Consider the following 13,385-nt stretch of genomic DNA (forward strand, 5'->3'; position numbering starts at 1 on the left):
CCCCGAAACACCAAACAGCCCCCAATTGAAAGGAGAATACAATGGGAGATCTCGCGGATAGCATTATCACGGAACTCCGGCAGAAGTTCGATCGCCACCCAGTCTGGGTGTGGTACGACGCTCAGGAGAAATACAAGGGTGTCCTCAACGAGGTCGAAGCTGATCTCGATGATGTCACACTCGCTCGCTACGATGGCAGTTACTTCGAACTGAAGCGCCGACTCCGTGATGAGGATCCGAACTACGAGCAGAACTGGCTGTTCTACATCCCTGAGTCCCGGAACGACGCCGAGTGGTTCCGCGATGTTCACGCGCTCGGCCGACAGTACCGCGTCGGCCAGGACATCGACGACACTCCGGTGACGCAGTTCCTCGTCGAACACGACGAAGAGATTCCGGACGCGTACGAGGACTGGGGACAGAACCGCGAATACCAGCGTCTGGCGTTCTTTTGTGTGCTCTTCGAGACTGTAGGCCCAGCAATCGACGAGTGGGTTCGTGACTATCTTTCTGACCCCGAGGACTACCGCGAAGACATCGAAGATAACGCGATGGCTGATGCCTGGGATGCACAGCTCCGCGAGGAGTACGGCATTAATGCCGGACTGGACCCAAAGGAACTGGCGACCCAACTCCTCTTCGGAGAGGTGACGAGTCGTGCGCCGACGGCACAGTACGACAACCTCGCTGCAGACGATGCTCAAGCTGCGGCGGAGTTTTGCGACGACTGGCAACAGTACACTCCTGCCGATTTCACTCGATATTCACGGGAGATCGAAGCCGACTACGACCTCACAGAGGCCGTGATCGAATCCGATCAAACCCGATGGAACGCTACTGCGTTCAAAGGTATCGACACTGGCCTGATTCGGCTCGTGATGGATCGACTTGCTGAGGGAACGTATGCTGATCTTCCGGAGATCGCGGCGGAACTCAATCGGACAGTCACGAAACGCCGGGACAGCTTCTGGAGCAACGAGGATCTCGTTGATTGGTCGGTGCCTGCTTTGGCGGTTGAGACGCTTCGTCAGATCGGTACCGTCGATGTCGACGACGCGAAAGCGATGGGTTCGAGAGAGCTTGCGGGACAGTACACGACCGATGACGGCTGGTGGCAGGTTGATGCAGCCTATCGACGCTACATCAACGCGACCCAGCAGGCCACATTCCCGTACCCAAAGGAAGCCACGGTGAAACGTCAGGTCACTAATCACTACATGGCCTTCCTTCAGGGTGTCAACCGGCCTCTGGCAGAGATTTTGAGCGACGATCCGACACTCGGAACGCCACAGACCTCGTTCTACGAGGAATTCGCTGAGGTCGAAAACGGAACGGCGATCATTATCTGTGACGGGCTCCGCTACGAACTTGCTGAAGCCATCCGCGAAAATCTTGGACGAAGAACCGACTTCGAACAGGATCTCTCCGCAGTGAGTGCTGCACTTCCGTCGATCACCGAGGTTGGGATGGCTGCACACCTACTGGGTGAACTCGGACTTTCACTCGACGACGACGAACTCGTCGTCACCAGCGGCGGTGAGCAAATGGCTGGAAAAGCGGACCGTGTTGAACGACTCAGTGCTGCGGGCTTCGAGGTCGTCGATATGGACGAGGTTGGCGACATTTCGCTGGAAGAGCTGACCGAGTCCGACCCCGTTCCGCGTGTCGTCTACTCCGGCACGATAGACAAACTCGGCGAGAGTCTTGACGACGATGCTGCATTCAGCCAGGTTGCGTCTCACGTCGACGATGTCGAACGGACTGTCCAGCGTCTCAAACAGGCCGGCTATACTCGCTTCGTGATCACCAGCGATCACGGGTTCCTGTATACGGACCGGCTGAATGACGATCACAAAGTCGAGGCTCCTGACCTTGCTCCGGTCGTCAAACGCCGGTTCGCTGCTGCCGACCGTGAAACGCCACTCGTCGATACTGATGAGTTCGTCGAGATCGATCACGAGGCACTGTCGAAACTCGGCATTGATGGCCCCGAGATCAAGTTGCTATTTCCCCGTAGTGTCGCGTGCTTCAAGTCACGAGGTGGGAATATGCGCTACTTCCACGGTGGGATTTCGCTTCAAGAACTCCTAGTCCCGTGTCTCACTGTGACCACGGGCGAAATCGAAGAGAGCGCGTCGATCAGCTACGATGTCTCGATCCCCGATCCGATTACAAACTCTATACTCACCGTGGAGATTGAGGCTAAGAGTGGGCAAGTCGCCTTCGACCCTGCACCAACATTAGAGGTTCGTGCAACCATCAATGATGAGCCGGTCGCAGATCCTGTTACAATGGAGATCTCCCCTGGCGACAATAGCACCCGTGTTCGGCTCAAGCAGGGAGCCATCTCGGGTGAAGATACGGTCCAATTCGAAGTCGTCGATACTGACACCAGAGAGACGATCACGAGACAGACTGTGAGCCTAGATTTACTATTCGGAGATGACGATATGGGATTTGACGTGTGAGTGATCTCGGCTACAACAACGGGCTGTCGTAGTCGAATCCGAGCAGGATTCATTCACTATCTTGAGTTCTCACTCCTGATGACCGACACCAATATGCCCCCGGCAACATTGCCGTTATATAATGACGACTGAGGACGTAGATCGGAAAGCCCTGGATGTCTTCTCCGGGCGCGTCGTCCGGAAAGACCTTGTTCAGGACATCAAATCCGGGGTAAACGTCCCTACCTACGTTCTCGAATATCTGATTGGACAGTACTGTGCGACTGATGACGAGGAATCTCTGGAAGAGGGCCTCGAAAAGGTCAAAGAGATTCTGTCAAAGCACTACGTTCGTCCTGACGAGGCCGAATTCGTCAAGAGCGAGGTTCGAGAGCGGGGACGCTATCGCGTCATTGACAAGGTCACCGTCAGGCTCGATGAACAACAGGACGCCTACATCGGTTCGTTTGTCAACCTCGGTTTGAGCGATGTCGAGATCAACGAACATCTCGTCAGCAAGCATCCAAAGCTCCTCGGTGGTGGCGTCTGGGCTATCATCGACTTGGAATATCTCCCTGATAATGCGAACAGTCCAAAGAGCCTCTTCGGCATCGACTCGTTCAAACCCATACAGGTATCGAATCTTGACCTTGACCAACTGAAAGATCGACGTAACGATTTCACGCGCGATGAATGGATGGACCTTCTCCTTCAGACCGTCGGCTACGACCCCTCTTCGTTTAGCGACCGCGAGAAACTCCTCTTCTTAGCTCGATGTATCCCGCTCGTCGAGTCGAATTACAACTACGTCGAATTGGGGCCACGTGGGACGGGAAAGAGCTATCTCTACCGTGAAATCAGTCCCCACTCGATCCTCATCTCCGGCGGTAAAACCACCGTAGCAAAGCTCTTCTTGAACCTGAATACAGGACGAATCGGCCTCGTCGGTCGCTGGGATGTCGTTGCATTCGACGAGGTCGGGGGACTCCAGTTCAGCGATTCGGAAGCCGTCCAGATGCTCAAAGACTACATGGAGTCCGGAAGCTTCTCTCGTGGGACTGAAGAGCTCACCGCCCAAGCCTCGATGGTCTACGTCGGAAACATTGACCTCGACGTTGAAGGCGTTCTCAAGAGTTCACACCTCTTTGAACCGTTCCCCGAGGATATGCAGGATCTCGCGCTCATCGACCGATTCCACTACTACCTTCCAGGGTGGGAAGTCCCGAAGATGCGGTCCGAGTTCTTTGGCGACCAGTTTGGATTCATCGTCGACTACTTCGCTGAATTCGTCCGCGAACTTCGCAAGGAGTCGTACGGTGACGCGATTAACGAGGAGTTCGCGTTTGGTGACCATCTGAACCAACGAGACGAAAAGGCAGTACGAAAGACAGTCTCTGGTCTACTCAAGCTACTTCACCCACATGGCCACTACACGAAAGAAGAGCTCCGAGAGTATCTCGAATTCGCTATGGAAGGTCGTCGTCGAGTCAAGGAGCAATTGAAGCGGATTGGCGGTATGGAATATCGCGCCGTCGAATTCTCCTACCTTGACCTGGAGACGAAAGAGGAGATCTATGTCTCAGTACCCGAAGAAGCAGACGAGTCACTCATTCCCCCAGGAACACAGCAGGCAGGAACGGTCTACACAATAGGTGAGAGCGAAGGACGCCACGCACCCTTCCGAATCGAGACTCAGACACTCCCCGGGTCGGGCAAGACGAACATTTCGGGCACGCCCGGAAAGCGGATGAAAGAGTCGTTCGAAACCGCCTGTGACTATCTCCAGGCGAATATGCGGGAACTCAGTCGTGAAGAGACCCTAGATGAATACGACATCAATGTCCAGGTTCTCAACCCCTCTGATGCAAATGAGGGTGGTGAAACGAGCGTCGGGCTACTCGTAGGTATTGTTTCGGGAATTCTTGACCGGCCAGTTCGGCCACAAACGGTTGTACTGGGATCGATGAGTTTGATGGGCGAATTAGTCTCCGTGAGTTCGTTGATCGATAAACTCCAGCTGTCTGCGGATTCTGGAGCCAAAACGGTGCTCCTTCCAGCGAAGAACAAAGAAGACTTGCCGAAAATCCCCGACGAACTCCTCGACCAGCTCCAACTCGTGTTCTACACTAATCCCCTTGATGCGGCTAGTAAGGCGATTGAACTAGAGTGATTCATACTCCCTAAGATTCGTCCACTAATTCCCACAGCAGAGCGTTTCCGACCTTTCGACTCTCGACATCGCCTTCCTCTTCGAGACTTTGGAGCTTCAGATAAGCAGTTCTTCGGTCGCACCCCACGTGTTCAGCAACGTCGGTCGTCCCGACTGCACCGAGTTCCTCAAGGACCCGGAGAAAATCATCCCGAGGATACTCCTCGCTAAACCGACCACTGTTTTCGTCACGCTTCCGATCGCCCATATCTCCGATATTGACCCCGGTTCACTAATGAGTGCTGGGACGGCATCCATTAGTCGAACGTCCAAAGGCTTATGCCATTAGCGGTATGACTATTGGATGGAAGCTCAGCCATCGGGCGTTAATCAGGAAACGCCCGGGTGTGGTAGCACCCAGGCTGGGTTCAGAATAACCAATCTCGAACCCATGACGAAATCAACACCACCAAATCAAGAAAGTATCGACAGCGAGCTTATTGAAGACATAAACAAACTGAAACTGTCAGATTTGGCGGAAGGGGCCGTTATCTGTCAAGTCTGTGACTCTCGAATTTGGGAAGGCGGACGCATTACTGTGTCCGCTTTTCGATCGAAGTCTGATCCGAAATTTAAGATTGAGGATGTGTTTTGTCGGGGGCATGGAGATGAGTATAATCGCTCGTGGGATCGATCGCTCCGGGAGCTGGTTGTCCAAGGGCGGGTCGGTACGGTGTCAGACGCGGCGACGCAGTCGGCGTGGCTGGTTTTACTGGAACCTGAATTGGTTGTCTTCAGTCCGCGGAACACGCTAGAGGCATACACGCTGGATGATGCTGATCCGGACTCGGGTGCCGATGGTGAGGATGCCCGTGTTGATGTGACTCATTCGGGTGTGGTGACGGAGTCATCTGGCCGTGAGCAGCCGTCGTCGTGGTGTGACAGTGGTGGTTCGCAATGACGGGGGGATCGGAGTCCCCGTCATTCTCGGTGTGGCACCTTGACGGTGAGTTCGAGCTTCCACCTGTCGATGAGTCGACGTTCCCGGATCTGTACCTTGACCTTGGGGTGGATTTGCTTGCGCCGGGTGACGGCGTCGTGACTGATCGGCATCACGCTTCTGCGGATCGGTACGAGGCGGATGATGCGATGAATCAGATTCGCGGGCAGATCTCCCCGTTCACGTTGTCGGGCTGGTTACGGCACGGGTGTGAACGCGTGTTGCAGATTGCTGGGATGTCGGCGTGCCATCCGGGTGAGCCGAATGCGGATTATATGCGTGCGGACGTGTATGATCGTGACCTGAGCCAGGGGTACCACGAGAAAGGAGCCTGCGTTGAGACAGGCGATACCGACGCTGGCTGTGTTGTCTACGAGTTGTTCGGTGGATTCGGTGACAAACCGGGCGAGTTGTTGCGTCGGCCGATTCGGTTCTCGCCGGTTCGCTCCCAGGTCGATGTTCTCCGTGGTGAGGCCGAGGCGCATTACCGGCAACTGCACACGCAGGTTCGGTCGCGGAACGATGAGGACGGTGGGCAGCCGTTGCGGCACGCGACTCGGGACGTGGTCGGGAACGTCGAGGGAACGTGGTTGTTGACGCTACGGACACTGAAGCCCGAGTTCGTCGGGTTGTTGCTAGAAGCGGTTTCGTTGCTCAATTCGAAGAGTGATACGTTTGAGTTCCAGCTCGGTGGTGCGCGGAATTTCGGTGCGGGGATTGCTGATGTGGGTGTGGTGAATCCGCTGTACACCAAGCGAGAGATCCGTCGCGTGTACAATCGGGCGCAGAACGCCACGAAGGCGATGCAGGAGAAAGACGATGAGTGGCGGAAGACGTGCCGTGAAGAGTTCACGCGAGCGTTGCAGGCGCGTGTGAGCGATGCTGACGGCGAGCTGAGTGCGGCGATCGATCGTCAGGACAGTGTCGTCGAGGGAGAGCGAGGTGATCTCTGATGAGTGATGCTCGTGACTTTGTGGATGCTGATGCAGTCGGTAAGACGGTTGCTGATCCGATGGTGGCGGTGTATCGCCACGATGTCCACAAACTCCGGAATCGGCGGCACGGTTCGGGTGCTGACGAGTATCACGGTGTGCCGGTGAATGAGGCTGTCCCGCGGGGTGCGGATGGTGATGCGGCGTTACTGAGCCGACCGTCAGGTGAGCCGGAACAGACGGTGGCGAACCACTCGTCACCGTACCGGTTGTCGTTGCTGACGGGCGAGTCCGCGACTGAACCTGGCCGGATTGAGGCGGCAGCGGATGGCGGGTTCCGGTCGTTGGTGGTATCTGATGATGCGTCTCGACTGCACGCGACGTGGTTGACGAGCGATGTGGCAGCGGCGTTCAACGAGTCAGTGTACTATCCGTACACGTCGTTGAAGTACCACGTGCTGCTGGCAGCGGCGTTGTTGTCGGAGTACCGTGCAGGACACAGTTTCGACGAGTTGTTCTTGACGGTGCGACCGGGTGAGGCAACGGCCGCTGATGCCGGTGTCGAAGCGGCATTAGAGAGTGGTGTGGTGTCGCCGCATCGAACCGTTCTATGGTCACCGCTGGTGACGCTGGCTGTGACGAGTGATCCGGGTGATCGGCCGGCGGCGAGGCTCGGGCCGGAGCCGGCGCGGTCGTTTGCGGATGGCTGGTCACGCCTGTCGGACCAACCGTTCGACACTGACGGGTCGCGGGCGTTGATGGTGTTGGATTCGCAGCTTCGCCGGCTGCGGTCGTGGTCGACGGCGTTGCAGTACATTGAGGAGTTCGTTGCGTGGCGTGGTATGCCTGATGCTGGTGCTGCCGATGTAAATCGGGGGTGGCCGTGACGATGAGACGCTTCGAATCTCTTCGTCGCAGGGTTGTGTCGATGCCGGAATACGACGGTATAGACGGGTCTCCTGCCCGGGGCACTGGAAATGGGGTGTGTGCCTCGTGGTGTAGGTGTTCCTGTGAAGACACTGGAAACGGGGTGTGTAGTTGTCGAGACAGAGGGGCGGCATCACTGCTGCGAGATGCGGTGCCGCTTCGAGATTGGCGGACGATAGGTGTCCCCGTTGACCCCTGTATTGCGCCGGTAGCGGCGCTGTACGGCTCGTGGCACTGGAAACAGGGTGTGTCTGGACCGCAGTCCGTGGCGCTTCAGTCTCGGAGATTACTCGGGATCTGGAGTGGAAACGCAGGGGGTGAGTCAGCGTGACACGAATTCAGCAGGTACTGTTCGAGCTGGAGACGGGGTATCTGGGGCACCCGTACTTCGTGACAGGGAACGCGCTCTATCAGGCACTAGCACAGCGTGTCGATGAGTCGATGCGGCGAGGGCTGTGTGTCAGCAACGGTGTGTTCCTGCCGAAGGCGTACGGGACGCCGCCATCGTGGTACTCTCAGGAATCGTTAGGGAAGGTTGGATTGTCGCTACCGCCGGTCGAGGCGTATGATGATCTGTTCCTGCTGCGGGATTCGGCGCAGCGTTGGCTAAAGTCGTCGTGGCCACGAGACGCGCATAACGCCCATCCTGTCCAGTCGCACGGTGGGCGGCTTGCGTTCGATTCGGTCGCGTGGTTTGGTCGCCCGCCAGAGATGCAGACTTCGAAACGATCGGTTCGGTGGTTCGTCCAGTGTTACCTGTCTACGACTGGTTCGCACTCGAAGTCGGTGCTTCCCGTCGCAGACGAGACGCTGGATGGCCTGCAGGTCGGCGGCGCGCGGAACTACGGGTTCGGTCAGTTGTCGATCGTCGATTCACAACTGATCGATCTTGAGGCGTTGGACTACGACCGGATCGCAGCAGCTGATGAGCACTCCATTGAGTTGGTGTCGCCGTTCGTCATAGCGACCGACTACCCCGGTGCTGATGATCAGTCGGTGCCGTGGTGGTGGGATGTGTCCCGCCCAGCTGCGCCGTCGAGTGCGGCTGACTGTGACCGTAACAATGAGGGTGAGGTGAGTGAAGCGAGAGGATCCGGGCTACGGCGACGGACGGAACGGCTCGTCGACGATGGAGACGTGTATGACCTAGCGACGATTGACCACGGACAGATTGTCGGGTACGACGGATCGGACCCGGTTAAGACGGCGAAGAACGGGGTATCCCGGGTTGGAACGCATTCGCGGTTCGGATTCGGTGAGCTTCGAGTCCGCCCGGCGAGCGATGATCGTATCCCGGATCGTGCCGAGCTGATACACGACGTTGAGAAGGCAGATGTCTCAGGGGGTGAAGCGTAGTGGTGCTGGAACTGGTCGCGTTCGATATTGAGACGACTGGGTTCGGTGTCGACGACGAGGTTACTGTAATCGGATTCGCGGTGCCGATGGGCGTCCGCGTGTTCGTCCAGACTGGTAGTCGGGATGCCGACGGTGTGGAGAGACGTGTTAGTGATCGCGTGCCTGTACACGTGCAGGTAACGACGCATCCGACGGAGCGAGCGCTGTTTGAAGCAGTGGGATCGTTCACTGCGGACCGGCTCCAGGATGATGACGTGTTGCTGGTGGCGTTCAACGGAGAACGATGGAAGGGCGGGTTCGATCTCCCGTTCCTTCGGACGCGCTTGGCACGGTTGGAGATTGAGTGGCCGTTCCGTGAGCTCCCGTACGCGGATCTTCTGCCGGTCTTAACGCGGCGATTCAATACGACCGTCACATCCTGTGATGGTGGTGACGGTGATGTCGTATCTGATGATCAGAGTGACTTAGCAGGCGTCTATGACGTGCTGTGTGATGGCCGGTACAGCGACGTGGATCCGTTCGTCGAGAGTGGTGAAGCAGTCACAGCGTTCAATGAGGGACGGTTCGCTGACCTAGTGTCTCATAACGTTGCGGATGTGTTGCGGACCCGTGATCTCGGACGGCTTGCTCAGTGGTATTGCTCGAAATCAGAGTTCTCGGTGAAGTCACTGTCACCGACGGTGCAGAGGTGATGCTCGCGTAACTGTGCAACACCGAGTCTGACGGGGAGCGATGGAAGCGGTCGATCTGATTGAAGCGATCATCCATATGCTGGCCGGAACCGCGCGAACCAATCGAGCAAGCGACCGAAGCTAACAGAAACTGATGACACGAGCTGACGGACACCACGAGTTCAGCAACGAATCGAACGAACAAACGACGACGAGTGAGCCAGACGGCGCGGAGACGCGTACGTCTGACTCAGCGGCGAGCCACGACTATGAGCAGAACCGCGAGAACGCATCGGTAACTCCCGAGACACGCTCTGACGTGTTGGCACGAGACAGTCATCGGTGTCAAGTCTGCGGGCGAGAAGGTCCAGAGCGAGGTGGTCTGGCGACGTTACACGTTCACCATATCGAGCGTGACCCCGTCGGAGTCGCTGAAAACGACTTGGAGAATCTGACGACGCTGTGCCGGTCCTGCCACAGTTGGATTCACCAGCAATCGACGCGTGCAGACGCTCCAGTAACACTCACAGAAGCCGATCTCAGTGTGCTGCTTCCGCAGGACATCGAGATCTTACGGTACTTGGCTGACGAGGGGCCAGCGCAGACTGGTAAGATCGCGGACTCGTTAACGGCGGAGTTGTCGCCAACGACGGTCCGTGAACGCCTTGCAGTCCTGATGGGGCTTGACAACCAGGTCGAGACGCGTGACCGGCAGATCGTTGATCAGGATGTCCAGACGGGTGCGTGGGGCTTGACAGGCCAAATCGAGCATTCTGCGCGTGGTCACATCCCGTCGGATCCGCAAGCGTTGATTCAGCGGGTTGAAGACGAGCAGGTCCGGCAAGCCTTAGAACGCGGTTGTAACCGGCAGACGGTTATGGACGTGCTTGACATTTCTAGGCGGACGACTTTCCACAAAGAGAAGCGAGCGTGTGCGTATGATTTCCCCCTGGATGCGTTTCGCCGCGGTGGTCGCGGTGGGCAGCATCCAGGTGGTGACACCACGAGTGAGACAGCCGACGAGGCAGACGTAAATTCGAGTAGTTCCGATGAGCAACAACGGCTGGATTCCGTTGGCCACGGTGTCGGAGACAGTACTCCGTCTGACCCTACAGGACTAGGAGAGTCCGTTCAGGGCGATCAAGAAGATAGGGATGAGTCGACACCGGACGAGGGAAACGTAATGGTCCGCGAGCAGTTACAGACAGCTATTGCGGCGCTACAGCGGATCAACGCAGAGCTGTAGTCGTCTAAGAACGGACGATACGCGGTCAAATTCCTGTTTTCAACGCTGTTTCTATCACCCTGGGATTTGAATCCAATCTTGAGTTCGCTGAAACAGGTTCCACTGGGAGTGCGAATTCCGGTTAGAGTGGTGTTCCGGTGAGTTCGACTTTAGCGCTGTACTCGAAGTCTCCAGGTGATGCGCTTCGGGCAGCGTTGAAGAGTTTCCCCTGTATTTCTCGATCAGGAAGTTCTGTTATTGCGGCGATACGGGTGATTAGGTCTTCGAATTCAAACTCCCAGCCGAGAAGTGGTTCTTCCACATCTGTAGAGATGATCTTGTAATCGGCTTTGGATAGGATTCGGTCTCCGCTAAAATCATCCATCCAGTGGCTGACTACTTCGTGGCCTTGTTCTTGGTAGTATGTAGCGATGTGCTCAGCTTCTTCGTCTGTGAGCGTGAGGTTGAGTTCTGCGTTGACGAATCTCTTGAGTTCGTCAATATCAACCTCAACTTCACTGATCGTGTAGTCTGTCCCAATCTCTGATGTTTCTACCCAGCGGCTGTCTTTCGTGCCGTGAGTATACACGATCGCTCTAATGATGAGGTTTCGAGCCTCATCAAGGTAGTAGTAGCCATATTTATCGAGTTCATCAAGGTCGACTTCGATTTCTGTGCCGTTTGTTTCGATGGTTGTTGTTAGCGTCATAGCTGTTGGGTTGTTGTCTTGTTAGCAACGTGCGAGGGGTGCCCTGTGGGTGTACTGAAACGTGTGCGTATCCAGACAGTCTCACGACTACCTACAAGTGGTAGTCTATTAGCTACGCAGGGTTACCGCGGGCTTCCATCGCCAAAGGGAGCTCTGAAACAATAGTAACTATCGGATCGTGACTTAAATACCCTTGGGGAAAGGGGATAATCCACGGTGGACTGCTTCCGCTTTCGATATTCTATTTCGTCTGCGAAGTCCCCCCGCAGTGAGAAATAAATTATACTTAACATTAACACAGGCCGTCTCACTTAGACTATTACCACTAATGTAAACAGTTCCATCCTCTGCCGCGAGCATTTCTCCGATGCTTTCGAATTCTCTCATTGATTCTAGTAACCGATCGTGTTCGTAGAACCAACTTCGCCTATCAGGGATACCGCTACTCGTCGGCAGAGTCGCCCGACATCTTCGCCGCAGCCTCACGATCCTTGAGAAGCTGCTCTTTGGACTGGCCAGTCGTTTCGACCAGTTCATCAACGGTTGGGATGTCTTTCAGGACCATTCTTTCACTCACAGATTTGCCGGTCGAACAATTATTTCGCACAGTCGTACGCAGGGGCCGCCTCTTCTTAGAGCCAGGCGAAGCCATCGAACAAATGGTTTCTCGTCGACGTAGTCTCCGACGCGGGCCGCGTATGACTCTCGCCGTGTCATTCGTTGTGGGTGGCAAGTAGTTCCTCAATAAGTTGGTACTGGTCGAGGAGATGGGTTATTGTTCGCCCGGATTCTGTGAGGCCGCGGTCTGTGTTCTGTATGACCGGTGTTGAATGGGCGACATCGTTCCGGAGATCCGTGATTGGGTCGAGTTGGCTGCTTGCTTGATGCCCGGCATCGAAGTCGAGTGCTTGTGATGCAGCGTCGCTGTTTCCGATGATAGTCACGAGTGTTGAGAATTGGGCGTAGTGAATCGGGTCAAGTGCGACGCCGGCGTCTTTCGCATCAGCGAGGCGTTCGTCGATGGCGTCCAATATGTCTGGGTGAAGCGGCGTGGTTTCGCGCCAATCTGGCACGTGTTCCTGGATTGTCTTTCGGAAGGCTTGTTCAAGTTGTGAGAGTTTGGTGTAGAGGTGTTGGTAGACTGGCTCGGTGTTGAGGTCTGCACGGGTGAGTATACCCGTGACTTGGTTTCGGTCCGCGAGATAGTAGAACGGGCGGTCATAGAGTGCTTCGAGAACTGTGTCGAGTGGGGAGTCGCTGGCGATGAGGACATCGACTGTGAGCGGTTCTGTAATCTCTGCGAGTGACGTGTCTGGCGAGGCTGTCTCTGCGGCGTCTCGTGTCACGTAGCCAATTGGGCGGCCATCCTCGAACACCGGTGCCGAGTCGTAGTCGCGTTCTGAAAGCCAGTCTGCTGCCGTCGGAACGTCGTCAGCCGGGCATATTTCTGGGTTTGCGGTAGCAATATTGTCCGCGGTGCAACCGTTGGTCATGGTTTGTCGTGTGAGGGGAGTGCTGTAATACCGACGTTAGATTTATTACTTTCAAAAATTAATAGGACTGTATAGATGCGTAACAAGCATCCATACCTCGTATATGATAGTATTCCATACGACGAGGCATCCGATCTGTTTCCCGTCTCTTCACTCCCGACCGATGCAGTTGTCCGTAATGCGAATGCTGAAGAACTGATTGAGGCAACGCCTGACGAGGCGATCGTCGCTGTCGCACCGGTGAGTATGGCAACAGGGTACGCACTGGCCCAAGAACCGCTCACCGCCGTGAAACTCTCTCAGCTATCTGGGACGGGGGCACTGCCAGTGCCGATGGGGGAATATGAGCTGTTGGTACGAGGCCGTCCACAAACGCGCCACAATCACTCACTTAGTGAATACGCCTGATATTCCCGGGATATGTATGATACAGGCGTGCTGTGAGTCTGGCTGCCCGAATGTGACTCTGCTATCGG

The 13,385-nt window shown here is 56.0% G+C and carries 12 protein-coding genes; 8 read left to right on the forward strand and 4 right to left on the reverse strand.

What is annotated here, in order from left to right; translation table 11 throughout:
* Positions 1 to 41: 41 nt before the first annotated feature.
* Both EAO78_RS09405 and brxL read left to right on the forward strand, forming a co-directional pair.
* Positions 42 to 2,468 (forward strand): PglZ domain-containing protein, encoded by a 2,427-nt coding sequence (locus tag EAO78_RS09405; protein WP_122105593.1) that lies wholly within the window; start codon positions 42 to 44, stop codon positions 2,466 to 2,468.
* 121 nt (positions 2,469 to 2,589) lie between these two features.
* On the forward strand, positions 2,590 to 4,617 hold the full coding sequence (gene brxL / locus EAO78_RS09410) for a protease Lon-related BREX system protein BrxL (protein ID WP_122105594.1): 2,028 nt from the start codon (positions 2,590 to 2,592) through the stop codon (positions 4,615 to 4,617).
* Between the two features lie 10 nt (positions 4,618 to 4,627).
* On the opposite strand, the gene EAO78_RS09415 is transcribed toward brxL, so the two are convergent.
* A complete protein-coding gene (locus EAO78_RS09415; RefSeq protein WP_004594176.1) occupies positions 4,628 to 4,864 on the reverse strand; it encodes a helix-turn-helix domain-containing protein in 237 nt (78 codons plus the stop codon).
* Positions 4,865 to 4,960: 96 nt separating this feature from the next.
* On the opposite strand from EAO78_RS09415, the gene EAO78_RS17710 reads away from it, so the two are divergent.
* The 6 genes from EAO78_RS17710 (at position 4,961) to EAO78_RS09440 (ending at position 10,728) form a co-directional block, all read left to right on the forward strand.
* Positions 4,961 to 5,557 carry a hypothetical protein gene (locus EAO78_RS17710; RefSeq protein WP_136516501.1) on the forward strand — a complete coding sequence of 199 codons (597 nt, stop codon included), beginning with the start codon at positions 4,961 to 4,963 and terminating at the stop codon, positions 5,555 to 5,557.
* On the forward strand, positions 5,554 to 6,549 hold the full coding sequence (locus tag EAO78_RS09420; RefSeq protein ID WP_122105595.1) for a hypothetical protein: 996 nt from the start codon (positions 5,554 to 5,556) through the stop codon (positions 6,547 to 6,549). Before EAO78_RS17710 ends, EAO78_RS09420 begins: the two co-directional genes overlap by 4 nt.
* Positions 6,549 to 7,415 (forward strand): hypothetical protein, encoded by an 867-nt coding sequence (locus EAO78_RS09425; protein WP_122105596.1) that lies wholly within the window; start codon positions 6,549 to 6,551, stop codon positions 7,413 to 7,415. The genes EAO78_RS09420 and EAO78_RS09425 overlap by 1 nt, the downstream gene beginning before the upstream one ends.
* A gap of 367 nt (positions 7,416 to 7,782) precedes the next feature.
* On the forward strand, positions 7,783 to 8,811 hold the full coding sequence (locus EAO78_RS09430) for a hypothetical protein (protein ID WP_122105597.1): 1,029 nt from the start codon (positions 7,783 to 7,785) through the stop codon (positions 8,809 to 8,811).
* The gene (locus EAO78_RS09435; protein WP_122105598.1) at positions 8,811 to 9,503 is read left to right on the forward strand and encodes a 3'-5' exonuclease family protein; all 693 of its coding nucleotides are present in this window, start codon (positions 8,811 to 8,813) and stop codon (positions 9,501 to 9,503) included. The genes EAO78_RS09430 and EAO78_RS09435 overlap by 1 nt, the downstream gene beginning before the upstream one ends.
* A 133-nt stretch (positions 9,504 to 9,636) precedes the next feature.
* Positions 9,637 to 10,728 (forward strand): HNH endonuclease, encoded by a 1,092-nt coding sequence (locus EAO78_RS09440; protein ID WP_122105599.1) that lies wholly within the window; start codon positions 9,637 to 9,639, stop codon positions 10,726 to 10,728.
* A gap of 121 nt (positions 10,729 to 10,849) precedes the next feature.
* Here the strand turns inward: EAO78_RS09440 and EAO78_RS09445 are convergent, their stop codons facing one another.
* From EAO78_RS09445 to EAO78_RS09450, 3 genes are all read right to left on the reverse strand, one after another.
* Positions 10,850 to 11,416, reverse strand: coding sequence for a hypothetical protein (locus EAO78_RS09445; RefSeq protein ID WP_122105600.1), 567 nt, complete (start codon positions 11,414 to 11,416; stop codon positions 10,850 to 10,852).
* Between the two features lie 442 nt (positions 11,417 to 11,858).
* Entirely contained in the window at positions 11,859 to 11,981 is a 123-nt protein-coding gene (locus tag EAO78_RS18605; protein ID WP_255470481.1) for a hypothetical protein, read from the reverse strand.
* A 148-nt stretch (positions 11,982 to 12,129) separates the two neighbouring features.
* Positions 12,130 to 12,909 carry a CBS domain-containing protein gene (locus tag EAO78_RS09450; protein WP_122105601.1) on the reverse strand — a complete coding sequence of 260 codons (780 nt, stop codon included), beginning with the start codon at positions 12,907 to 12,909 and terminating at the stop codon, positions 12,130 to 12,132.
* Positions 12,910 to 13,385: the final 476 nt, after the last annotated feature.

Source organism: Halobellus captivus, assembly GCF_003697845.1.
Lineage (GTDB): Archaea > Halobacteriota > Halobacteria > Halobacteriales > Haloferacaceae > Halorubrum > Halorubrum glutamatedens.

Bases quoted from the DNA above. Each gene is read 5' to 3' on its own strand.
- EAO78_RS17710 (WP_136516501.1), top strand. From the start codon at position 4,961: ATGGAAGCTCAGCCATCGGGCGTTAATCAGGAAACGCCCGGGTGTGGT.
- EAO78_RS09445 (WP_122105600.1), bottom strand. From the start codon at position 11,416: ATGACGCTAACAACAACCATCGAAACAAACGGCACAGAAATCGAAGTC.
- EAO78_RS09415 (WP_004594176.1), bottom strand. From the start codon at position 4,864: ATGGGCGATCGGAAGCGTGACGAAAACAGTGGTCGGTTTAGCGAGGAG.
- EAO78_RS18605 (WP_255470481.1), bottom strand. From the start codon at position 11,981: ATGGTCCTGAAAGACATCCCAACCGTTGATGAACTGGTCGAAACGACT.
- brxL (WP_122105594.1), top strand. From the start codon at position 2,590: ATGACGACTGAGGACGTAGATCGGAAAGCCCTGGATGTCTTCTCCGGG.
- EAO78_RS09450 (WP_122105601.1), bottom strand. From the start codon at position 12,909: ATGACCAACGGTTGCACCGCGGACAATATTGCTACCGCAAACCCAGAA.
- EAO78_RS09420 (WP_122105595.1), top strand. From the start codon at position 5,554: ATGACGGGGGGATCGGAGTCCCCGTCATTCTCGGTGTGGCACCTTGAC.
- EAO78_RS09425 (WP_122105596.1), top strand. From the start codon at position 6,549: ATGAGTGATGCTCGTGACTTTGTGGATGCTGATGCAGTCGGTAAGACG.
- EAO78_RS09405 (WP_122105593.1), top strand. From the start codon at position 42: ATGGGAGATCTCGCGGATAGCATTATCACGGAACTCCGGCAGAAGTTC.
- EAO78_RS09440 (WP_122105599.1), top strand. From the start codon at position 9,637: ATGACACGAGCTGACGGACACCACGAGTTCAGCAACGAATCGAACGAA.